Raw genomic sequence first — 22,162 nt, forward strand, 5'->3', positions numbered from 1 at the left:
GCTTGCGTCCCCTACAGGAAGCGTGACGGCGCGAACGGCTGCAACGGAATTTCCGGCGCCTTGCCGCTCAGCAGTTGCGCGACCAGCCGGCCGGTGCGGGCCGAACCGACCAGGCCGACATGGCCATGGCCGAACGCATAGACCACGTCGCGCGAGGCGCGGCTATGGCCGATGCAGGGCCGCCCGTCGGGCATGCTCGGGCGATGGCCGAACCAGGTCTTGATCCGCGATGGTGGAATGTCCCTCGGCAGTTTCGGAAACATGCTGAAGAGATGCTCGCGCAGGATCTCGGCACGCCTCCAGTTCGGCTCGGCGTCGAGCCCCGCGATCTCCACCGTGCCGGCGGCGCGCAGGCCCTTATCGGTCCAGTTGACCACCATCTTGGCGTCCGAAGCCATCATCGAATTGCGCGGCCCGGATTCCGGATTCTCGATCATGACGTGATAGCCGCGCTCGGTCTCCAGCGGCAGAGGGTCGCCGATCGATGCGGTCAGCTGCTTCGAGCGCGCGCCGGCGGCAACCACCGCCGCATCGCAGGCGATCTCGCCGGTCTCGGTGACCACGGCGACGAGCCTGTCACCCGCAAGCCTGAGGCCTGTGGCCTTGGCAGCGACGCGCTCGGCGCCGCTCGCGATCGCGTGCGCGGCGAGCGCTGCGACGTAGGCGCCGGGATCGCGGCAGCGGCCGGCCTCCTCGACCACGACGCCGAACTTGTAGCGCGGATGCAGATCGGGCTCGCGCTGGCGCATCTCGTTTTCATCGAGCTCCAGCCATTCAATGCCGACGCGCTTGCGGATGCGCCAGCCGAGGTCGCGGTCGAACGGCGTGCGCGAGGGAAACACGTGCATCACGCCGCGCCGCTCGATCAGCTCGGGCACGCCGGCTTCCTCGGCGAGCTGCCGGTGCAGAAGCGGCGCGTCCTTCAAGAGATCGCGCATCGCCCGCGCGGTGGCCTCGACCTGCGCCTCGGTCCAGCTCGACAGCAGATATTTGACCAGCCACGGCAACGCCTTCGGCAGATACGACCAACGGATCGCAAGCGGCCCGAGCGGGTCCATCAGATAGAACGGCACCTTCTTCCAGGTGCCCGGCTCGGCCGGCGGGATCACCGAATGCGACGACAGCCAGCCGGCATTGCCATAGCTCGCCGCCTGGGTGCCGCCGGGCTCGCCCGGATCGATCAGCGTGACACGATGGCCCGCGCGCAGCGCCTCGATGGCACTGATCACGCCGACCGCGCCGGCGCCGATGATCGCGACGTGACGGCCGGCGGACTCTGCCATCAGCTAGAAGCCTGCGGCGCAAAATCCTTACCGACCGACAGCGCACGCTGATCGACCAGGCAGTGCAGGATCGCGGGCTTGCCGGACGCCAGCGCCCGCTCGAACGCCGGCGCGAAGTCTTCGGTGCGCTCGACCCGCTCGCCATGACCGCCGAACGCCTTGGCGTAGAGCGCGAAATCCGGGTTCTTGAGCTGGGTGCCGACGACGCGGCCGGGATAGTCGCGCTCCTGATGCATGCGGATGGTGCCGTATTGCGCATTGTCGATGACGACAACGATCAGCGGCGCGTCATACTGCACGGCGGTGGCGAACTCCTGCCCGTTCATCAGGAAGCAGCCGTCGCCGGCGAATGCGACGACCACGCGATCCGGATGCTGCCGCTTGGCCATCACAGCCGCCGGCACGCCGTAGCCCATCGAGCCCGAGGTCGGCGCGAGCTGGGCTGCGAAAGCGTGGAAGCGATGGTGGCGATGAATCCAACCGGCGTAATTGCCGGCGCCGTTGCAGACGATCGCATCCTTCGGCAGCCGATCGCGCAGCCAGGTCACGACCTCGCCGTATTGGAAGTGCCCTGGCAGCTCGCGCGGCTTCTCGGTCCAGGCAAGATAGTCCACGTGCGCCTTGGCCGCCTCACCCTTCCAGGCGGGCGCGGCTGCGGGCTTCATGCTCTCGACCGCGGCAGCGAAGGCCGCAGGCGTCGCCTGGATCGCCAGCGCCGGCTGGTAGACGCGGCCGAGCTCTTCGGAGCCCGGATGCACGTGAATGAGCTTCTGGCTCGGTGTGGGAATGTCGAGCAGCGTGTAGGACGAGGACGGCATCTCCGACATGCGGCCGCCGATCAGGAGAATGACGTCGGCGCCGGTGAAGCGATCCCTGAGCTTCGGGCTCGGGCCGATGCCGAGATCGCCGGCATAATGCGAGTGGTCGGCGTCGAACAGCGAGGCGCGGCGGAACGAGGTCGCGACCGGGAGATCAAAACGCTCGGCGAAGCGCGCGATGCCCTTGGCGGCCTCCGCGGTCCAGGCCGAGCCGCCGAGCACCACGAGCGGCGCCTTGGCGCCCGCCAGCATCGCGCCGAGACGTTCGAGATCCGATGGCGCCGGCCAGCTCGCGGCGGGCTCGACCTTCGGCGCGTCGGCGACCGCTGCGGTTTCCGTCAGCATGTTCTCCGGCAGCGAGATTACGACCGGACCGGGGCGGCCCTGCAGCGCGACGCGGAAGGCGCGCGCGACCAGTTCCGGAATGCGGTCCGGACGATCGATCTCGACCGCCCATTTCGCCATGGTGCCGAACACCGCCTTGTAATCGAGCTCCTGGAACGCCTCGCGCTCACGCATGCCGGTGTCGACCTGGCCGACGAACAGGATCATCGGGGTGGAGTCCTGCATCGCGATGTGCACGCCGTGCGCGGCGTTGGTCGAGCCCGGGCCGCGGGTGACGAAGCAGATGCCGGGACGCCCGGTGAGCTTGCCATAGGCCTCCGCCATCATCGCCGCGCCCCCTTCGGCACGGCAGATCACGACGTCGATCGGGCTGTCATGCAGGGCGTCGAGCGCCGCCAGATAGCTCTCGCCCGGCACACAGGTGACGCGCTCCACCCCTTGCGCGACCAGCTGGTCGATCAGGATCTGGCCTCCGGTGCGGGCGTTGCTTTTGGTCATGAGGGCTCCCTGCGGCATTGGCGCGCGCTTGCGGCTCGCGCGGAATGTGGTCCGACGGGGGTATGATAGACGGGAATATGGCGCAAGGCCGAAGCAGCCTCTCGCGGGAGAAGCGGGGTCAAGCCATGCGATAGGCAATGGGCATCGCCCTTTCGTCATCGATTTCCGCAGAGCGGACGAACGCCGGCGGGATCGGCGCGGCTCGGCCGGAGAGCAGGCAGGTAACCCTCCGCCGATTTGAGAGCGCCCTTGCCGTCAGCGTGCGGATGACATGTTCCCTCGCCGGCCGGCAAGTTCGATCCGGTACCGCGGCGCCCGGATCAACCAGTGCGTGTTTCTTTCAACAGCAACCTCATCGGCGATGCGGCAGCCTCGCGGTCATCACGCGGCACCGACCGCTGCAGCAGATGATCCGCATGCATCGCAAAGACCGACGGCGCGCGGCTGCCGCACGGGACGCGTGAAAGCCAGCGCGTTGCGGCGCGCATGACAATAGCGTGGCACAAACTGCATGGACCATCGCGTCATATGCACGATAACAATCATTCGATGCGCGCGCGTGTGCTTCCGTAAGACTACGGTGCAGCGATCGGTCGCTTCGCACCGTTTGCTACACGATCGCGTCGATATCGCAGCAAATCGCCGTCTTGCGCGTCGATTTCGGCTGCGCTCATCGCACGCAGCGCGTGTGACGATAGCGTGGCACCAACTGCATGCACTTTGGAATGGAACTCGAATCGCCTACGGTTTCGTACAGTCTAAAATTGTAAATCGTGTATCGCACCTGCCCGCCGTCCCGCTGCGGAAGGCGTTCTGCTGCCGACCAGGTGCATCGTTTTCCGTTCACCAATTGATATCAATGCTGGAGGCAATGCATGTTGGGGATGAAGAGCGTCGCAAGCGTGATCGGCTCGGACAGTTCTTACCGGCTGTTCGACGACATGCCGATCAGTGTCATGCTCTGCGAGCTGGACAATTTCAGGATCACCTACATCAACGAGTCGACGCGGCAGAATCTGAAGAAGATCGAACATGTGCTGCCGGTGAAGGTCGACGCGCTGATCGGACAATCGATCGACATCTTTCACAAGAACCCGCAGCATCAGCGCCGGCTCTTATCCGATCCGAAGAACCTGCCGCACAGGGCGCGCATCACCATCGGCGGCGAGACGCTCGATCTCACCGTGACAGCGATGACCAATTCACGCGGCCGCTACACCGGGCCGATGCTGACCTGGGAGCTCGCGACCGAGAAGGCGCGGCTTGAAACCCAGACCGAGCGGCTGTTGCAGATGCTCGACAACATGCCGATCAACATCATGATGTGCGATACCGAGTTCAACATCACCTACATCAACCAGACCAGCCTCAAGACGCTCGACACCGTGAAGCATTTGCTTCCGGTGGCGCCGGACAAGATCCTCGGCAACTCGTTCGACATCTTCCACAGGAACCCGGCGCATCAGCGCCGCATCGTCGGCGATCCCAAGAACCTGCCACACGCGGCCAAGATCAAGCTCGGCCCGGAAACGCTCGACCTGCGGGTCTCCGGGCTGACCGACAAACGCGGCAACTATACCGGCGCGATGCTGAGCTGGTCGGTTGTTACCGGCAATGTGAAGCTCGCCGACGATTTCGAGAAGGACGTCAAGGGCCTTGCCGGGATGCTGGCATCGGCCTCGACGCAGATGCAGGGCACCGCGCGATCGCTGACGACAACAGCCGAATTCGTCAATCAGCGCTCGGCGAGCGCGGCGTCCGCCTCCGAGGAGCTGTCGTCCTCGGTCAACGAGATCAGCCGTCAGGTGGCCGAAGCGAGCCGCATCGCCCGCATGGCGGTCGAGGAAGCCGCGAAATCCGACCAACTGGTCGCGGGCCTCGTGACCATGGCGCAGAAGATCGGCGACGTTGTCGCGCTGATCAGCCAGATCGCCGGCCAGACCAACTTGCTCGCGCTCAACGCCACGATCGAGTCCGCGCGTGCCGGCGAGGCCGGACGCGGATTTGCGGTCGTCGCCTCCGAGGTGAAGGCGCTGGCCAACCAGACCGCCAAGGCCACCGAAGACATTTCGGCGCAGATCAACGAGATGCAGGCCGCGACCGGCAACACAGCCACGGCGCTGAAGGCGATCTCGCAGGTCATCGTCCAGATCAGCGAGATCTCGACCGTGATCGCCAGCGCCGTCGAGGAACAGGCCGCGGCCACCAAGGAGGTCACCGCAAACATCAACGGAACGACCAAGGCGATCGACGATGCCAGCAAGGCCGCCGAGAACGTTCTGGCGGCCTCCGGGGAGCTCGCCAGCAACGCCTCGGAGCTGGAAGTTCAGGTCGACAAGTTCCTGAAGAACGTGCGCGCGATGTAGGAGCGCGATCACGTCCGGCTGGTCATTCCGGGGCGCGACTGAAGGGAGCGAACCCGGGTGCGCAATTGCGCACCTGGGAATCTCGAGATTCCGGGTTCGATGCTAACGCATCGCCCCGGAATGACGGAGAATCGTCACAGCGAGCGCGCGATCAGGACCTTCATAATCTCGTTGGTGCCGCCATAGATCTTCTGGATGCGGGAATCGACGAACATGCGCGAGATCGGATATTCCTGCATGTAGCCGTAGCCGCCATGCAGTTGCAGGCATTCGTCGGCGGTTTCGACCTGCTTCTGCGAGCACCACCATTTCGCCATCGAGGCCGTCACGGTGTCGAGGTCGCCGGCGACCAGGCGCTCGACGCACCAGTCGACGAAGACGCGGGCGATCATCGCCTCGGTCTTGCGCTCGGCGAGCGTGAATGCGGTGTTCTGGAATTCGATCAGCGGCTTGCCGAACGCGGTGCGCGCCTTGGTGTATTCGGCGGTAATCTTGACCGCGCGCTCCATCGAGGCGACCGCCCCGATCGCGAGCGACAACCGCTCCTGCGGCAATTGCTGCATCAGCTGGACGAAGCCGTTGCCCTCCTCGCCTCCGAGCAGGTTTTCCGGCGGCACCGTGACATTGTCGAAGAACAGTTCCGATGTATCGGAGGCGTGCAGGCCGATCTTGTCGAGGTTGCGGCCGCGCCGGTAGCCCTCCGCGCCCGCAGTTTCAACGACGATCAGCGAGATGCCTTTCGCGCCCGGCGCTCCGGTGCGCGCCACCACGATCACGAGATCGGCGGCCTGGCCGTTGGTAATAAAAGTCTTCTGGCCGTTGATGACGTAGGAATTGCCCTGCTTCTTCGCCGTGGTCTTGACGGCCTGCAGGTCGGAGCCGGTGCCGGGTTCGGTCATCGCGATGGCGCCGACCATCTCACCCGACGCCATCTTCGGCAGCCAGCGCTTTTTCTGCTCCTCCGAGCCGTAGTTGACGATGTAGTGCGCGACGATCGCGCTGTGCACGGAAACGCCGGTGGTCAGCTCCGGGACCGTGCTCTCGAGGTCATCGAGCACGGCGGCCTCATAGGCGAAGCTGGCCCCGAGGCCGCCATAGGCCTCCGGCACGCTCGGCAGCAGCGCGCCCATCTCGCCGAGCGCGCGCCAGGCGGAGCGATCGACCAGCTTCTGCTCGCGCCATTTCTCGGCGTGTGGCAAAAGATCCTTGGCGAGGAATTTACGGAACTGGTCACGGAAGGTGTCCAGCTCCTCAGTCATCCAGGACGATCGGTAGTGCATGATATCCCCGCTGCGCATTTTTTTGACGCGTTTTCTTGACGCGAACCGGCGTCCACTTCGCTTGAAAACGCTTTAGTCAGATCAAGAGACCGCCGCCGGCGACGATCACCTGACCACTGATGTAGTTCGATTCCGGCGCGCAGAACAGATAGACCGCGTCCGCCGCCTCTTCCGGCGTGCCGCCGCGGCCGAGTGGGATCATCCGGCCCATCGCCTCCAGCATCTGCGGCTGGACGCCGACCTTGATGTCGCGGCCGGCGACGCCGATGGTCTTCTGCTGGCTCTCGATCGGCTGGGTCAGGCGGGTGTTGATCAGGCCGAACGCCACGCAATTGACGTTGACCTTGTAGCGGCCCCACTCCTTGCACATCGTGCGCGTCAGCCCGATCAGCGAGGCCTTGGCCGAGGAGTAGCTCGCCTGCCCGGCATTGCCGTAGAGGCCCGCGATCGACGAGATGTTGACGACCTTGCGGAATACCTCGCGGCCGGCCTCCGCCTCCTTCTTCGCCATCACCCGGATCGGCTCCGATGCCGCGCGCAGGATGCGGAACGGGGCGACGAGATGGACGTCGAGCATCGCCTGGAACTGCTCGTCCGACATCTTCTGGATCGTCGAGTCCCAAGTGTAGCCGGCATTGTTGACGATGATGTCGAGGCCGCCGAATGTTTCGATGGCCGCACCGACGAAACGATCCGCGAAGCCGGTCTCGACCACGCTGCCATTGACCGCGATCGCCTCGCCGCCCATGGCCTTGATCTCGGCGACAACGGCGTTGCCTGGCTCGGCGTCGAGGTCGTTGACCACGACCTTCGCGCCCTCGCTCGCGAGCTTCAACGCAATCGCGCGCCCGATGCCGCGGCCCGATCCGGAGACGAGCGCGACTTTGCCTTGCAGTTTCGACATGAAATTCTCCCTCAAGCAAGATGATCTTCTTTCTTCACCTCTCCCGCTTGGGGGGGAGGTCGCATCGCATCGAAGATGCAATGCGGGTGGGGGCTCTCTCCACGATCTGACTCGTGGAGAGAGCCCCCACCCCAGCCCTCTCCCGCAAGCGGGAGAGGGAGCCCCAGTAACGCTGCGATAGCAGTTCGGCCAATCAGAGCGCGATAACGGCTTCCCCAGCGAGCTTGATCTCGCCGTTCTGATCCTTCGTGGTCAGCGCGAGTTTTACCCGCTTCTCACCGCCCTGCTCGATCAGCTCGGTCACTGTGCCTTCGCAGGTCAACGCGGCGCCGAGCTGGGTGATCGCGGCAAAGCGGGTCGAGAATGAGCGGATGCGCGACGGGATGACCGCGTCCGTCAACGCCTGGCCGAGATAGCCCATGACCAGCATGCCGTGCGCGAACACGTCGGGAAACCCCGCTTGCTTCGCGAAGTCGATGTCGACATGGATCGGGTTGTGGTCGCCCGAGGCGCCGCAGTACAGCGCGAGGCGATGGCGGCTGATCGGCGGGAATTCCTTGTGGACGATGCGGTCGCCGACCGCGGGAACGCTGCTGCTCATGACGGCCTCGCATTGCGCACCACGATGGTGCGCGAGGTATCGGCGACGTGGACGCCGGCCTGGTTGGTGACCGCGGTCTCGACCACGATCAGCGTCATCGCCCCGCCCTTCTTCTCGGTCACGCTGGTGACGCGCGGCCGGAAGGTCAGGGTGTCCCCGATCACCACGGGTGCATGATAGTCGAAGCGCTGCTCGCCATGCAGCACGCGGGCGAGATCGATGCCGAGCGCGGTCAGGAACTCGAACGGCTCAGCCGCATCCATCATCTCCAGACAGAACAGATAGGTCGGCGGCACCGGCGCCGTTGCCCCGTCGCGATAGACCGCATTGGTCTCCCCGAGCGTGTCGAGGAAGAAGCGCAGGCGCCCCGGCTCGACGCGCGCGGTCACGGGCGTGAACGTACGCCCGACGGCGGATTGATCGACCATGGGCTGCCTCAGGCGCGTTCGTAGAGCGTCACGACGCAGGCGCCGCCGAGGCCGAGATTGTGCTGCAAACCGAGCCGCGCGCCCTCCACTTGCGTTGCCGCGGCGGTGCCGCGCAGCTGCCGCGTCAGCTCGTAGCACTGCGCAAGGCCGGTGGCGCCGAGCGGATGGCCCTTCGACAGCAGCCCGCCGGACGGGTTGGTAACGATCCTGCCGCCGTAGGAGTTGTCGCCGTCATCGATGAACTTCGCGGCCTCGCCCTCTCCGCACAGGCCGAGCCCTTCATAGGTGATCAGCTCGTTATGGGCGAAGCAGTCGTGCAGCTCGACGACGTCGAGATCCGCAGGCCCGATGCCGGCCGCCTCATAGACCTTGCTCGCGGCATCGCGCGCCATGTCGTAGCCAACCACCTGCATCATATCAGACGCGCCGAAGGTCGAGGGCGTGTCGGTCGTCATCGCCTGCGCGGCGATGCGGACGCTCTTGTTGAGGCCATGCTGGTCGGCGAACTTCTCCGAGACCAGGATCGCGGCGGCGCCACCGCAGGTCGGCGGGCACGCCATCAGCCGCGTCATCACGCCGGGCCAGATCACCTGGTCGTTCATCACGTCGTCGGCGGTGACCTCCTTGCGGAACAGCGCCAGCGGATTGTTCTTCGCGTGACGGCTCGCCTTGGCGCGCACCTTGGCGAACGCCGACAGCGGCGTGCCGTATTTCTTCATGTGGCTGAGGCCGGCGCCGCCGAAATAGCGCAGCGCCAGCGGCACGCCGGGCGCATCGACAAGCTTGTCGGCAGCCGCATCGAAATCGTCGAACGCGCTCGGGCGATCGGTGAACACAGCGCCGAGCGCGCCGGGCTTCATCTGCTCGAAGCCGAGCGCCATCACGCAGTCGGCCGCGCCCGATTCAATCGCCTGCCGCGCCAGGAACAGCGCGGTCGAGCCGGTCGAGCAGTTGTTGTTGACGTTGACGATCGGGATGCCGGTCATGCCGACCGGATAGAGCGCGCGCTGCCCGCAGGTGGAGTCGCCATAGACATAGCCGACATAGGCCTGCTGCACACGGCCGTAATCGAGCCCGGCATCGGCGAGCGCGAGCTTCGCGGCCTCCGCACCCATCACATGATACGGCGCGTTGGCGCCGGGCTTGACGAACGGGATCATGCCGACCCCGGCAACATAGGTGCGTGACGTCATCGCGTGTCCTCCCGGAAATTACCCACTGGACTATTTGTTACCCATGGGTAATATACGGACCACCTTCCGGAGTCAATGCGACAACAGCCACGCGATGGACGCCCGCTTCCCCCTTTCCAACACCGAGTCGCCATGGCTGCCGTTCGAGAGCCGGCGCCGCGCCCGCGACGAGAAGCGCGAAGCCGTGCTGCGCGCCGCCGTGCAGCTGTTCCTCGAACAGGGCTATCACCGCGCCACGCTGAACGACGTCGCCAAGCGGCTGAACATCACCAAGCCCGCGCTGTATAATTACTTCCGCGGCAAGGACGAGATCCTGTTCGAGTGCTGGTCGATCGGCCACGAGTTGGTCGACGACTGCATTGCCGAGACCTCGGCCGGCAGCGGTAGCGGCCTCGACAAGCTGCGCAAGCTCACCATCCGCTACGCCGAGCTGATGACGACGGACTACGGCAAGAGCCTTGTCCGGTTCGATCTTCGCGATCTCAGTGAGCATAACCGCAAGACCGTGCAGACCGCGAAGCGACGGATCGACCGCGCCTTCCGCGACTATATCGCTGCTGGCATCGCGGACGGTTCGGTGAAACCCTGCGACCCGAAGCTCGCGGCGTTCGCCATCGCCGGCTCGCTGAACTGGATCGGACACTGGTTCCAGCCCGGCGGTGAGCTGACCGGACGCGCCGTCGCCGAGGAATTCGCGATCCGCCTCACCGAGGGGATTGCCACGACATCAATGCGCAAGAAGGCGGACAAACCGCCTCGCAAGGGAAACGTGGGAAACGCATCAAGGGAGGACGGGAGTGAACATCACACACGGGCTGCGGCGGGCGCTGCAGGTCAATCCAAACGGGCTCGCGGTCGTCTGCGGTGAGCGGCGGCGCAGCTGGCGCGAGGTCGGCACCCGCGTCGCCCGCCTCGCCTCAGCGATCCGCTCGCTTGGCGCCGGCAATGGCGACCGCGTCGCGATCCTGTCGCTGAACTCCGACCGCTATCTCGAACTGTACCTCGCCGTCGGCTGGGCCGGCGCCGTGATCGTGCCGCTCAACATCCGCTGGTCTCAGATTGAGAACGAGGACGCGCTGCGCGATTGCCGCGCCACGATCCTGTTCGTCGACAAGGCGTTCGCGCCGGTCGGCACGGCGCTCGCGAACGCCCTCCCCGGCCTGAAGTTGATCTATGCCGACGAAGGCGAGACACCCGCGGGCATGGAGAATTACGAGACGCTGATCGCGCGCAGCCAACCCGTTCCGGACGCGATGCGCGCGCGTGACGATCTCGCCGGCATCTTCTACACCGGCGGCACCACCGGGCGCTCCAAGGGCGTGATGCTGAGCCACGGCAATCTGATGGCCAATGCGCTGAACGCGCTCGGCGAGGGCCTGTGGCCGGGCACCTCGATCTACCTTCACGCCGCGCCGATGTTCCACCTCGCCAACGGCGCTGCAATGTATTCGGTTCTGCTGTCCGGCGGCTCGAATGTCGTGATCCAGGGCTTCACGCCCGACGGCGTCGCGGCCGCCGTGCAGAAGGAGCGCATCACCGACGTGCTGCTGGTGCCGACCATGATCCAGATGTTCGTCGATCACCCGACGCTCGGCAGTTACGATCTGTCGTCCTTGAAGCGGATCTCCTACGGCGCCTCCGTCATCAGCGACGCCGTGATGATGCGCGCCATGAAGGCGCTGCCGCATGTCGAATTTACCCAGGCCTATGGCATGACCGAGCTGTCGCCGATCGCGACGCTGCTGCACTGGAAGGAGCATATCGGCGACGGCCGCGCCAAGGGCCGGCACCGCGGCGCCGGCCGCGCCACGCTTGGCGCCGAAGTGAAGATCGTCGATGCAGAAGACAAGGTGGTGCCGACGGGCACCGTCGGTGAGATCGCGGTGCGTGGCGATATGGTGATGATGGGCTATTGGGAGCGGCCCGAGGAGACCGCGCGCGCCGTGATCGACGGCTGGATGCATACCGGCGACGGCGGCTACATGGACGAGGACGGCTTCGTCTACGTCGTCGACCGCGTCAAGGACATGATCATCTCCGGCGGTGAGAACGTCTATTCGGCCGAGGTCGAGAACGCGCTGGCCCAGCACCCGGCGGTGGCGCAATGCGCCGTGATCGGCATCCCGAGCGAGCGCTGGGGCGAGCAGGTTCACGCCGTGGTGGTGACGAAGGGCGGCGCCAACGTCACGCCGGAGGAGCTGATGGAGCACTGCAAGACGCTGATCGCCGGTTACAAATGCCCGCGCAGCGTCGACATCACCGCGACCCCGCTGCCGCTCTCCGGCGCCGGCAAGATCCTGAAGCGCGAGCTGCGCAAGCCGTATTGGGAGAACCGCGAGCGGCGCGTCAGTTGAGACGCGCTGCATGGCGCCGCCTCAGCGGCGGGCGTTGACATCGGAGCACGCGGCCGATTGGATCGGCTGAGATTCAATCCAGCGAGTTCCGATGTCCGCACCCGATACCAACGCCGACGGCAAACCCCGCCGCCTGATGCACCTCCGCTCCGTCGAATGTCTCGGCTACCTCCGTGACGACGGGCTGTGGGAAGTCGAGGCGCGGCTGGTCGACACCAAGCCTTATGCGCGGCAGGACAGGCATCGCGGCCTGCAGCAGCCCGACGATCCCGTGCACGACATCAGGCTGCGGCTCGCGGTCGACGACAGCTTCACGATCCGCGAGACCGGCACCACGATGGCCTCGACGCCCTACCCGTCCTGCCTCGACGTCGAAGGCATCCTGCAGCGCCTGGTCGGCGAACGCATCGGCAAGGGCTGGCGAGAACTGGTCCGCCGCAAGATCGGCAGACTGGAGACGTGCACCCATCTGGCCGAGCTGCTGGGCCCGGCGGTGACGACGCTGTTCCAGACCGCGACCTCAGGCAAGGACCCGCAGGGCCGCGGCGCGCTCGATCACCAGCAGGGCGCCACCGAGCCGCCGTTCTTCGTCGGCGGCTGCTATTCGTGGCGGCTGGACGGACCTGTCGTGGCCGAGACATTCCCGCAGTTCGCAAAGAAGCCTGTCGAGGTGAAGCAGGGTTCGTGAGCGGCGCCACGGCCGCTGCCTGCTTGATACTCTGTGAGAAGCAATCAGGGGGTCAACGTGGAGAAGTACGGCGCCGGGTCGATCGTCGTCTCTGACTATGACCCCAACTGGCCCGCATTGTTCGCGCAGGAGCGCACGCGGATCGAGCAGGCTCTCGGCGCGTTCGCATTGGCCATCGAGCATGTCGGCAGCACGGCCGTTCCAGGTCTCCCGTCGAAGCCCATCATCGACCTGCTGGTTGGCGTGCGCAGCCTCGAAGCGGCCGGGCAACGCTGCATCGAGCGGCTCGAGGCGCTCGGCTATATCTACATGCCGGACTACGCGTCGTGGATCCCCGGCGAACTGTTCTTCCGCAAAGGACCGCCGGGTCCGTGGACCCACCATCTGCACATGATGGAGCCGTCGCATCCGCGTTGGGAGGCACGCCTGGTGTTTCGCGATTATCTGCGCGCGCACGGCGAGGTGGCACGCGCCTATGCCGAGATCAAGCGGGCCCTCGCCGCCTCCTCAAAAGACGACATCGAAGCCTATCGGACCGGCAAGGATGCTTTCGTCCAGGAGACCACAGCCAAGGCGTGGGCGTGGCGCACAGCGGCACGAGACCAATAGCACAAGCGGACCGCGGCAAGCCTGCACGTTCCTCGCCGAAGAAGACCCTCGCATTTGGCTGCTGCGCCAACCAGCCCTGCGTCGCGATGGGTTGATCGATCCTGGCAGCTAACGTACTCGTCCGGGCATGAACGAACACAAGGCCGGCGCCAAGCCTGCAGCCCTTCCTGATAAAAAAGCCATTCTGCTCGGGGTCGCATGCGGTCTCGGCGCGGCGCTGTGCTGGGCTCTCGGCTTCGTGGCGACCCGGCACGGCCTGAAAGTCGGGTTCACCCCTGTGGATCTCCTGATGCATCGCTTCCTGTGGTCGGGCATCGTGTTCATCCCGCTCGTTGTGCGCGCCGGCCTGAAAGACCTCTGCGGCATCGGATGGGGCCGCGGCATGGCGCTGATGATGCTGGGCGGGCCGGTGATGTCGCTCATCAGCTATGCCGGCTTCGTGTTCGTGCCCCTCGGGCATGGCAGCGTGATCCAGCCTTCCTGCGCGACCCTGGGCGGACTGTTCCTCGCGGTCGTCCTGCTGAAGGAACAGATCTCACCCTCACGGGTCGCCGGCGCCGTCGTCATCGTGATCGGGCTTGCCGTGATCGGGAGCGAGTCGATCGGCCATATGGGATTGAGCGCCGTGATGGGCGATCTGATCTTCGTTACGACCGGATTGATGTTTGCAGGCTTCGCCACACTGGTACGCTACTGGCGGGTGTCTGCGTTCTCGGTGGCGACCGTCATCAGCGTGCTGTCGCTCTCGCTGTTTCCGCTGTATGCCGCCTCGGGCGGGCTGGCACGCGATGCGGCCATCGGCCTGAACGAGAATGCGCTGCAGGCCGTCGCCCAGGGCATCCTGGCCGGGCCCGCAGCCATGTATTTGTTCGCGCTGTCGATCCAGCGGCTCGGAGTAGCCCGCGCGGCCGTATTTCCCGCGACCGTGCCGGTGCTGACCTTGCTGTTGGGCTGGCTCCTGATCGGCGAGCCGCCGACCACGCTGCAGGCGGCCGGATTGGTCACGGTGTTGGCCGGGTTCTACCTCGCGCAACGTCAGAGCTAGCTCGTCAGCTCGCGAACGGCCTGCGGCGGATTGCGGAAGCCGATTGCGATCCGGTTGTAGGTGTTCATCAGGCCGATCGCGATGGTCAGGTCGACCAGCTGCATCTCGTTGAACACCGCGCGGGCCGCCTGGTAATCGGCATCCGGGATCGCGGTCTCCGCCACGCGCGTGACGATTTCGGCCCAGGCCAGCGCTGCGCGCTCCTCGGCGTCGAACAGAACCTCCGCCTCGCGCCAGACCTGCAACAGCGCCAGCTTCTCGACCGCAACGCCCATTTTCTGCAAGCTGCGCGTATGCATGTCGAGGCAATAGGCACAGCCGTTGATCTGCGAGATGCGCAGGTAGACGAGCTCGATCAGCGTCGCCGGGAGGCCGCATTGCGTGAGGTAGCCGTAGACGCCACCAAGCGCCTTGATGCCCGCGGGCGCGACCTTGTTGTAATCGATCCGTATGCTCACGGCTTGTGCCCTTCCTTGTCGAAGACGGTCAGCGCCTTGTCGTTGCTGTCGACGACGAACACGGCAAGGATCTTGGCCGGCTCGGTCGCGCTGGCGTTTCGCCCGAGCACGTGATGGGCGCCGGGCGGCTCGAAGAAGCTGTCGCCGGCCCGATAGATGTGCGCGGCCTCGCCCTCCAGCTGGCTCTCGATCGCGCCCTGGAGCACGTAGACATAGAGAAACGCCGACTTGGCATGATGATGCGGCGCCGACGGCTCGCCCGGCGGGAAATTGACCTCGACCGCGATCAGCGACTTGCCGGGAATGTTGGTGATGGCATGCTCGAATTTCGGCGTCACCGATTGCGCTTTTGCCGGCGTCGCAAGCGCGGCGCAGGCCAGCAGCGCCATCCATGAATTCTTCATCTCGTGCCTCCATTGCTGACGGATAAATGCGAGCGCGCGGGCGTGAAAAGAAGCACCAAGAATGAACCGAATTGGTGTACCACGGGCCATGCCCAACCCGCTTCCCATCGCGCTCGACCGCTCGGCCAGGACGCCGCTTTCGGAGCAGATACGCAAGGCGATTGCGGCGGCGATCGACAATGGCGTGCTGGTGCCGGGCGCCCGGCTGCCGTCATGGCTCGACCTTGCCGCGCAGCTCGGCGTTGCGCGCGGCACCGTGCGGACCGCTTACGACAAGTTGGCGGACGCCCAGCACATCGTGTCGTCGAAGGCGAACGGCACCACCGTCGCCAGGCGGCCGAGGAAGGCTGCAAAACCCGATGCGCCGATCGTTCCGGGATCGGTCGTGGAGATGTTTCATGACCTGAGCGGTCAAGGACATTTCCGGATGGGCGTCCCCGCGCAGGACGCTCTCCCCGCAAAGCTGCTGGCGCGAATCCGCGCGCGCGCCGTGCGGGCGGAGTTGAGCGCGGTGACCCGCACCATCGATCCGCGCGGCGAGCTCGAATTGCGGCGGGAGATCGCGGCGCACCTCGCGATCGCGCGCGGGCTTGAATGCTCGCCTGCGCAGATCGTCATCACCTCGGGCTTCAGCGGCGGACTTGGCCTCGCGTTGCGCGTGCTCGGCCTCGAAGGCCGCCGCGCATGGATGGAAGACCCGGGATTTCCATTGACCCGAAAGGGGCTCGAGCTCGCCCGGCTGGAGCTCGCCCCGATCCCTGTCGACGGCGACGGCGTCGACGTCGACCACGGCCTCAGGCACGCGCCCGACGCGGCGCTCGCGGTCGTGACGCCGGGACAGCAGGCGCCGCTCGGGCCGCCGCTGTCACTGAGGCGTCGCGCGCAACTGCTCGATTGGGCCGCGCAAACCGGCGCCTGGATCATCGAGGACGACTATCTCGGCGAGCTGCAGCTCGATGGCCGCGCCGCGCCCGCGCTGGCCTCGCTCGACCGCGCCGGCCGGGTGATTCATCTCGGCTCCTTTAGCAAGACGATCTCGCCGACGCTTCGGCTCGGCTTCCTGGTTGCGCCCGAGCAATTGGCGGCGCAGTTCGCCGATGTCGCGACATGCCTCGCCCCTGCTCCGGGACCAGCCGTGCAGCTTTCCACCGCCGAGTTCATGCGTGACGGCCACTACATCCGTCACCTCCGGCGAACCAAGCGGACCTATAGCGAGCGCCGCGACGCATTGACGGCTGCACTGCGGCCATGCAGCAACGTGCGAGTGGCCGGCCTTGCGGTGATGCTGACGCTGCCCGACAAGGTCGACGATCTCGCGATCGCGCGGCAGGTGCTCGCGCATGGGCTGGCGCCCGCTCCGCTCTCGCCCTGGTATCTCTCACCGAAGCGGGCGCAGTCGGGCTTGCTGCTCGGCATTGCAACCATGCCCGATCGCGGCGTTCAGACCGCCTGCAAGCGTCTGTTCGAGGCGATCCGTGCCGAAGGTCGCACTCAAGGCGCGCCGGCCGCGCGCCGCGTCAGGAAATCCGCAGCCCGGTGAGCGCAAGGCTCAATGCCTTTAGCCGCTTGCGCGCCTCGGCATCATAGGCTTGGGCATGGGCGCGCGCCTCGCGCTTGCCGTCGAAGAACAGCCCGCTTTTTTCGGCGACGTCGTCGTCCTGAACCAGGCGCAAAATGGCGTCGCCGCCCTGCTCGACGGTCGAGATCGGCGTGGCACCGCTGGCGCGCACCATGGTCGTGTTCATGTAGGTCGCCGGATGCAGCGAATTGACGGTTACGCCGGAGCCTTCGAGCTCGGCGGCGAGGTCGATGGTGAACATGATCTGCGACAGCTTGCTCTGCGCATAGGCGCGGGCGCCGCTGTAGTTCCTGGTGATCATCACATCGCCGAAATCAATCGGGTGCTGGCCGAGCGAAGCAACATTGACGATGCGCGCCGGCGTGCTCGCCTTGAGCCGCGGCAGCAAGAGATGCGCGAGCAGGAAGCCGGCGAGATAGTTCACCGCGAAGCGCAGCTCGTGGCCGTCCTTGCTGGTCTGCCGCGCCGGCCCGTCGTTCTGTGAGCCGATGCCGGCATTGCTGACCAGAACATCGAGGCGCTCCTGGTCGTCGAGCACCAGCTGGGCGAACTCGCGGACCTCGGCGAGCGAGGACAGATCGGCCTGATAGAACATCGGCTCGCGACCGGAGACCCGCTTGATCTCGTCGGCAAGGGTCTGCGCCCGTTTGGTATCGCGGCCGTGGATCAGGACCCGGGCGCCGGCGGATGCCAGCTTCATCGCCACGTAGCGGCCGACGCCATCGGTGGAACCGGTGATCAGCACGGTCTTGCCTGCCATATTCATGGACATAGCCCTTCGCTCGTTCTCCCAGCGTTGCGACTAAAGATAAATGCGCAGTCTGGACTTTGCCATGGCATGCCGCGGCGCGATCAGGCCCAAAACGGCGCCGAAATGGCCCGCCCACGGCCCTCGTCCGCGGCCCCAAGTGTACACTCTGTCGCGCGGCCTGCGGTCGCGCGGCGCCGCGCCGCGCCTCAACGTGAACACGTTCTGATATCGTCGGGATGAACGACAAGGCTAGGATCGGCAAGGGTCGGCAAGAATTGGAATGTCCTCGACCATTCCAGACAGGTTCTCGCGGAAGGCTCCCTCGCTGGAGCCGTTCGGCATGCTCCTGTTATTCGCGGTGCTGACCGCGCTGCCTATCATCCTGACCGTTCGTCTGGTTGAGCCCGCACTCGTGCTGCCCGCGCTCAGCCTGGTGTTGTTCGCAGAGGCAGCCATTGCCGCGCTGGCGGCGCGCGTGATCCACATGCGTGCGAGCGTGGCGAACCTGACGCTGTGGGATTTTGCCGGAGCATTCACCTTCATGGGGTGTGCGGCGGCAATCCTCGGCGAGCCGGATCAGGCGGCGCTGTTCTTCGAGGAACAGGCCGCGCTGCGTCCGGACTAGCATGATCCGGAAAAGTGTGAAGCGGTTTTCCGAACAGATCATGCTCAAGCAAGAAGCGAAAGCGCGATGACGATTCATCGAAATCTCATCGCGCTTGAGCGACCGTAAATCCCAGGCCGGGCCCCTCTGGCAGCCACAAGCTGCGATGTCGGACTGGAACTCAGTTGGAGTGGCCCTGCTTCGACCCGCGACGCGGACACGCGCCGCGGTGGGTTTGCCGTCTACATGACGGCAACATCCTCTGTCGTCGAACGGTCCACTCCCCGACCTCAAGGGGAGCATTGCTGATGTCCGAACTGTTTTCACTCGACGCCCTCAGCGCCTTGCTGCAAGTCGTCGTCATCGACCTCGTGCTGGCCGCCGACAACGCGGTCGTGATCGGCCTTGCCGCGGCAGGCCTGCCGGCGAAGCAACGCGGCAAGGCGATCCTGATCGGCATCGGCGCCGCGACGCTGCTGCGCATCCTGTTCGCGCTGCTCGCCACGCAATTGATGCAGATCGTCGGGCTCTTGCTGGCCGGCGGCATCCTGCTGCTGTGGGTGTGCTGGAAAATGTGGCGCGAGCTGCGCGCCACCGCGCATGAGACGACGGCCGAGCATGCCGCCGATGGGGCGGAGGGACAGCGCAAGACGCTGTGGCAGGCCACGACCCAGATCGTCGTCGCCGACGTCTCGATGTCGCTCGACAACGTGCTGGCGGTTGCGGGCGCGGCGCGCGAGCAGCCGATCGTGCTGGTGTTCGGCCTTGCGCTCTCGATCGCGATGATGGGCGCGGCCGCGACCTTCATCGCAAAACTGCTGCAGAACCACCGCTGGATCGCCTATGTCGGCCTCGCCGTGATCCTCTACGTCGCCGTCGACATGACCATTCGCGGCGCATCCGAGATCGCGAAGGTCGCGCCGGCTTGACGGCGGGCTCGTTGCACCTCTCCCGCTTGCGGGGGAGGTCGGAACGCATCGTCGGATGCGTTCCGGGTGGGGGCTCTCTCCACGATATGACTCCTGGAGAGAGCCCCCACCCCAGCCCTCCCCCGCAAGCGGGAGAGGGAGCGCAGTTCTGTCGCGGCGGCCGATCGATCTCATCCAGCGTCAGTGGATTTCCGCCGAGCGCTTCAGCGCCTCCTTCAGCTTCTCGAGCGTGAAGTCCTTGCTGCGCGCGATGTCCAAGATCGGGGTCTCGCGGCGGCCGCAGAGTTCGGCGGCCTCGGGCAGCTTCGCCGCGATCTCGTAGGGAATCACGATCGCGCCGTGGCTGTCGGCGTGGATCAGGTCGTCGGAGCGCACCGTCATGCCGGCGACGCGGACCTCGCCGCCAAAGCTTTCGGCATGCACCCAGGCATGCGACGGGCCGATCGAGCCGGCCAGCGCCTGGAAGCCCGGCGCCCATTGCGGAATGTCGCGGATCGAGCCGTCGGTGATGACGCCGAGGCAGCCGAGCGCCTTGTGCACGGCGCTCTGCACCTCGCCCCAGAACGCGCCGTAGCCGACATCGGGACCGTCGATGTCCTGGATCACGGAGATGCGCGGACCGAAACCGGTGCCGACATATTCATAATATTCGATGCGGCGCTTCGACTGCTCCTCGGCCGAGAGCCCGGACTTCAGCACCGAGCGGATCGCAACCGTGCGCGCATAGCCGACGATCGGCGGCAAGGTCGGGAACGGGCAGACCAGCGGCTTCACGGTGTAGCCGATCAGACGGCGCTCCGGCGCGACGACCTCCATCGCATTGCAGATCGTCGGCGTGTCGTAGCGCGCTAACGCCTCGAGGACGGACGCAGGCAGCGGGGCGGAAGCGGATGTCACGGCGTTTCTCTCCTGATTTTTGGCGTTCGCTGGGCCGTCCCAGCCTATAGCCGAGATCGCAGGCGAACCCAACCGAGCCACGCTCATGGCTGATATTTGCTGGAGCGAAACAACTGCATCACCGTCACCCTGAGGTGGCCGCTTCTTCAGCGGCCCTCGAAGGGTCGACGGCCCGGTTGCGAGATCGAGGCCGTGCATCCTTCGAGGCTCGCTCCGCTCGCACCTCAGGATGACGGGTCAATCAGTGGGCGCGTTCAATGCAGATGCGTCGGACGATCGTCGTTGTCAGCATCCGCGACCGGCGCTGCATAGGGAGCCGCAGCCGATGCCGGCGAGGTCACACTTGCGCCGTGCGTCTGGGCCGCAAGCTGGCGCTCCTGGTCGCGGTAGGACTTCCAGCCCCAGGGCAGGCTGATCAAATAAGCGACCGAACCCGCCGAGAGGATGTGCCAGGGATAGCCGATCAGCAGCGCAACGAAGAACACCACCGAGACGAACACCGGCAGCACCATCTCCGGCGGCACGCGCATCTTCACAGTCTTGCCGGAGAACACCGGCAGCCGCGACACCATCAGGAAGGCGATCAGGAGCGTGTAGAACGCCGTCAGCGTCGCCGGCGGCATCGGCACACCGAGGAAGGCGAGATAGATCGGCAGCAGCACGGTGATCGCGCCGGCCGGTGCCGGCACGCCGGTAAAGTAATTCGCGGCGAAAGCCGGCTTGTTCGGATCGTCGATCGAGGCATTGAAGCGCGCCAGCCGCAGGCCGCCGGAGATCGCGAACACCATCGCGGCGATCCAGCCGCCATTGTTCAATTCATGCAGCTGCCAGAAATACAGGATCAGGCCCGGCGCGACGCCGAAATTGACGAAGTCGGCGAGGCTATCGAGCTCGGCGCCGAATTTCGACTGGCCCTTGATCATGCGGGCGACGCGGCCGTCGATGCCGTCGAGGATCGCGGCGAACACGATGGCGGCGACCGCCAGCTCCATCCGCCCTTCCGTCGACAGCCGGATCGCGGTCAGGCCGGCGCAGATCGCCAGCAGCGTGATCATGTTGGGCACGAGCATCCGCACCGGGATCGGGCGGAACCGGCGGCGGCGAGACTCGGTGGAGTTGGGATCAAAGGGCATCATGGTCTTGCAATATAGCAAGCATGGCCCGGCTCCGCCATTGGCGCCGGAACCAGCTGGTTAAAGCGTTTTCCAGCGAAGTGGATACCGGTTCGCGTTAAGAAAACGCGTCAAAATGGAAATCTGGAGCTCCCGTTCCGATTCCGAGCGGAACGGGAGCTCCGGCCTGCCGAAACAGCGTTAATCGGCGCGGTAGGTGCGGCCCGGGTCGGCGTTGCGGAAATCCGCAAGAATCGTCTCGCCGGCAACCGCGGTCTGCCCCTCGGAGACCAGGGCCTTGGTGCCCTCGGGCAGGTAGACGTCGAGCCGCGAGCCGAAGCGGATCAGGCCGAAGCGTTCGCCCGCGCCGATCGACTGGCCTTCCTTGACGAAGCAGACGATGCGGCGCGCCACGAGGCCGGCGATCTGGACCACGCCGATGCGGCCATTGGCGCCGGAGATCACCAGCGAGTTGCGCTCATTGTCCTCGCTCGCCTTGTCGAGCTCGGCATTGATGAAGGCGCCGGGCCGGTAGGCGATACGGTCGATGCGGCCGGCAACCGGGCTGCGGTTCACGTGGCAGTTGAACACGCTCATGAACACCGAGACCCGCGGCAGCGGCTTGTCGCCGAGGCCAAGCTCGGCCGGCGGCAGCGCCTGCACCACCATGGAGACGCGGCCATCGGCCGGCGACACGACGATGCCGTCGCGCAGCGGCGTCACGCGGACGGGATCGCGGAAGAACAGCGCGCACCAGACCGTGAGCAGCGTCCCGATCCAGCCCAGCGGGGTCCAGATCCAGAACAGGATCAGGCTCGCCAGGGCGAAGCCACCGATGAACGGATAGCCCTCTGGGTGGATCGGCGGGATCTGCGCGCGGATGGAATTGGCGATCGACATCAGAGCTCGCTTGCGTTTCCCCGCCCTGTTTGGCGGGAGAGGCCTAAAGCGCGATGAGATTAGGTCGAAGCGTCATCGCGCTTTAGTTCATTGTTTAAGCATGATCTTTTCGGAAA

At 65.8% G+C, this 22,162-nt stretch carries 22 protein-coding genes; 9 read left to right on the forward strand and 13 right to left on the reverse strand.

Features of this window, described 5'->3' with window-relative positions; translation table 11 throughout:
* Positions 1 to 11 precede the first annotated feature (11 nt).
* Positions 12 to 1,283: an FAD-dependent oxidoreductase gene (locus tag AAFG07_RS25410; RefSeq protein WP_342722580.1), complete on the reverse strand. Its 1,272-nt coding sequence runs from the start codon at positions 1,281 to 1,283 to the stop codon at positions 12 to 14.
* Positions 1,283 to 2,944: a thiamine pyrophosphate-binding protein gene (locus AAFG07_RS25415; RefSeq protein WP_342722581.1), complete on the reverse strand. Its 1,662-nt coding sequence runs from the start codon at positions 2,942 to 2,944 to the stop codon at positions 1,283 to 1,285. Before AAFG07_RS25415 ends, AAFG07_RS25410 begins: the two co-directional genes overlap by 1 nt.
* Positions 2,945 to 3,819: 875 nt before the next feature.
* Between AAFG07_RS25415 and AAFG07_RS25420 the strand changes: the two genes are divergently transcribed.
* On the forward strand, positions 3,820 to 5,310 hold the full coding sequence (locus tag AAFG07_RS25420; protein ID WP_342722582.1) for a methyl-accepting chemotaxis protein: 1,491 nt from the start codon (positions 3,820 to 3,822) through the stop codon (positions 5,308 to 5,310).
* Between the two features lie 134 nt (positions 5,311 to 5,444).
* On the opposite strand, the gene AAFG07_RS25425 is transcribed toward AAFG07_RS25420, so the two are convergent.
* The 5 genes from AAFG07_RS25425 to AAFG07_RS25445 all read right to left on the reverse strand — a co-directional run bounded on the left by AAFG07_RS25425 (position 5,445) and on the right by AAFG07_RS25445 (position 9,716).
* Positions 5,445 to 6,590, reverse strand: a complete 1,146-nt coding sequence (locus AAFG07_RS25425; RefSeq protein ID WP_342722583.1) for an acyl-CoA dehydrogenase family protein — start codon at positions 6,588 to 6,590, stop codon at positions 5,445 to 5,447.
* A gap of 76 nt (positions 6,591 to 6,666) precedes the next feature.
* Positions 6,667 to 7,494 (reverse strand): SDR family oxidoreductase, encoded by an 828-nt coding sequence (locus tag AAFG07_RS25430; protein ID WP_342722584.1) that lies wholly within the window; start codon positions 7,492 to 7,494, stop codon positions 6,667 to 6,669.
* Between the two features lie 193 nt (positions 7,495 to 7,687).
* Positions 7,688 to 8,095 carry a MaoC family dehydratase gene (locus AAFG07_RS25435; protein WP_342722585.1) on the reverse strand — a complete coding sequence of 136 codons (408 nt, stop codon included), beginning with the start codon at positions 8,093 to 8,095 and terminating at the stop codon, positions 7,688 to 7,690.
* Positions 8,092 to 8,523, reverse strand: a complete 432-nt coding sequence (locus tag AAFG07_RS25440; RefSeq protein WP_342722586.1) for a MaoC family dehydratase N-terminal domain-containing protein — start codon at positions 8,521 to 8,523, stop codon at positions 8,092 to 8,094. Before AAFG07_RS25440 ends, AAFG07_RS25435 begins: the two co-directional genes overlap by 4 nt.
* An 8-nt stretch (positions 8,524 to 8,531) precedes the next feature.
* Complete coding sequence (locus AAFG07_RS25445) at positions 8,532 to 9,716, reverse strand: lipid-transfer protein (RefSeq protein WP_342722587.1); 1,185 nt, start codon at positions 9,714 to 9,716, stop codon at positions 8,532 to 8,534.
* A gap of 94 nt (positions 9,717 to 9,810) precedes the next feature.
* Between AAFG07_RS25445 and AAFG07_RS25450 the strand changes: the two genes are divergently transcribed.
* The 5 genes from AAFG07_RS25450 (at position 9,811) to AAFG07_RS25470 (ending at position 14,412) form a co-directional block, all read left to right on the forward strand.
* Complete coding sequence (locus AAFG07_RS25450; RefSeq protein WP_342729238.1) at positions 9,811 to 10,584, forward strand: TetR/AcrR family transcriptional regulator; 774 nt, start codon at positions 9,811 to 9,813, stop codon at positions 10,582 to 10,584.
* Complete coding sequence (locus AAFG07_RS25455; protein ID WP_342722588.1) at positions 10,514 to 12,070, forward strand: long-chain fatty acid--CoA ligase; 1,557 nt, start codon at positions 10,514 to 10,516, stop codon at positions 12,068 to 12,070. Before AAFG07_RS25450 ends, AAFG07_RS25455 begins: the two co-directional genes overlap by 71 nt.
* A gap of 91 nt (positions 12,071 to 12,161) precedes the next feature.
* Positions 12,162 to 12,758, forward strand: coding sequence for a DUF2889 domain-containing protein (locus AAFG07_RS25460; protein ID WP_342722589.1), 597 nt, complete (start codon positions 12,162 to 12,164; stop codon positions 12,756 to 12,758).
* A gap of 33 nt (positions 12,759 to 12,791) precedes the next feature.
* A complete protein-coding gene (locus AAFG07_RS25465) occupies positions 12,792 to 13,367 on the forward strand; it encodes a GrpB family protein (RefSeq protein ID WP_342722590.1) in 576 nt (191 codons plus the stop codon).
* Between the two features lie 127 nt (positions 13,368 to 13,494).
* Positions 13,495 to 14,412, forward strand: coding sequence for a DMT family transporter (locus AAFG07_RS25470; RefSeq protein WP_342722591.1), 918 nt, complete (start codon positions 13,495 to 13,497; stop codon positions 14,410 to 14,412).
* Here AAFG07_RS25470 and AAFG07_RS25475 read toward each other — a convergent pair.
* Positions 14,409 to 14,870, reverse strand: coding sequence for a carboxymuconolactone decarboxylase family protein (locus tag AAFG07_RS25475; protein WP_342722592.1), 462 nt, complete (start codon positions 14,868 to 14,870; stop codon positions 14,409 to 14,411). The genes AAFG07_RS25470 and AAFG07_RS25475 overlap by 4 nt on opposite strands.
* Entirely contained in the window at positions 14,867 to 15,274 is a 408-nt protein-coding gene (locus AAFG07_RS25480) for a cupin domain-containing protein (RefSeq protein WP_342722593.1), read from the reverse strand. The genes AAFG07_RS25475 and AAFG07_RS25480 overlap by 4 nt, the downstream gene beginning before the upstream one ends.
* 88 nt (positions 15,275 to 15,362) lie before the next feature.
* Here AAFG07_RS25480 and AAFG07_RS25485 point away from each other — a divergent pair, with 88 nt between their 5' ends.
* Entirely contained in the window at positions 15,363 to 16,814 is a 1,452-nt protein-coding gene (locus AAFG07_RS25485; protein WP_342722594.1) for a PLP-dependent aminotransferase family protein, read from the forward strand.
* Here AAFG07_RS25485 and AAFG07_RS25490 read toward each other — a convergent pair.
* Positions 16,792 to 17,619: an SDR family NAD(P)-dependent oxidoreductase gene (locus AAFG07_RS25490; protein WP_342729239.1), complete on the reverse strand. Its 828-nt coding sequence runs from the start codon at positions 17,617 to 17,619 to the stop codon at positions 16,792 to 16,794. The genes AAFG07_RS25485 and AAFG07_RS25490 overlap by 23 nt on opposite strands.
* Positions 17,620 to 17,884: 265 nt before the next feature.
* On the opposite strand from AAFG07_RS25490, the gene AAFG07_RS25495 reads away from it, so the two are divergent.
* Both AAFG07_RS25495 and AAFG07_RS25500 read left to right on the forward strand, forming a co-directional pair.
* Positions 17,885 to 18,229: a hypothetical protein gene (locus tag AAFG07_RS25495; protein WP_212315162.1), complete on the forward strand. Its 345-nt coding sequence runs from the start codon at positions 17,885 to 17,887 to the stop codon at positions 18,227 to 18,229.
* Between the two features lie 287 nt (positions 18,230 to 18,516).
* The gene (locus tag AAFG07_RS25500; protein ID WP_342722595.1) at positions 18,517 to 19,137 is read left to right on the forward strand and encodes a TerC family protein; all 621 of its coding nucleotides are present in this window, start codon (positions 18,517 to 18,519) and stop codon (positions 19,135 to 19,137) included.
* A gap of 180 nt (positions 19,138 to 19,317) precedes the next feature.
* Here the strand turns inward: AAFG07_RS25500 and AAFG07_RS25505 are convergent, their stop codons facing one another.
* The 3 genes from AAFG07_RS25505 to AAFG07_RS25515 form a co-directional block, all read right to left on the reverse strand.
* Entirely contained in the window at positions 19,318 to 20,034 is a 717-nt protein-coding gene (locus tag AAFG07_RS25505) for an RraA family protein (RefSeq protein ID WP_342722596.1), read from the reverse strand.
* Between the two features lie 254 nt (positions 20,035 to 20,288).
* Positions 20,289 to 21,167: a CDP-diacylglycerol--serine O-phosphatidyltransferase gene (gene pssA, locus AAFG07_RS25510; RefSeq protein WP_342722597.1), complete on the reverse strand. Its 879-nt coding sequence runs from the start codon at positions 21,165 to 21,167 to the stop codon at positions 20,289 to 20,291.
* Positions 21,168 to 21,347: 180 nt separating this feature from the next.
* Positions 21,348 to 22,046 carry a phosphatidylserine decarboxylase gene (locus AAFG07_RS25515; protein WP_092127222.1) on the reverse strand — a complete coding sequence of 233 codons (699 nt, stop codon included), beginning with the start codon at positions 22,044 to 22,046 and terminating at the stop codon, positions 21,348 to 21,350.
* Positions 22,047 to 22,162: the final 116 nt, after the last annotated feature.

It is taken from the genome of Bradyrhizobium sp. B097 (assembly GCF_038957035.1).
Taxonomy (GTDB): domain Bacteria; phylum Pseudomonadota; class Alphaproteobacteria; order Rhizobiales; family Xanthobacteraceae; genus Bradyrhizobium.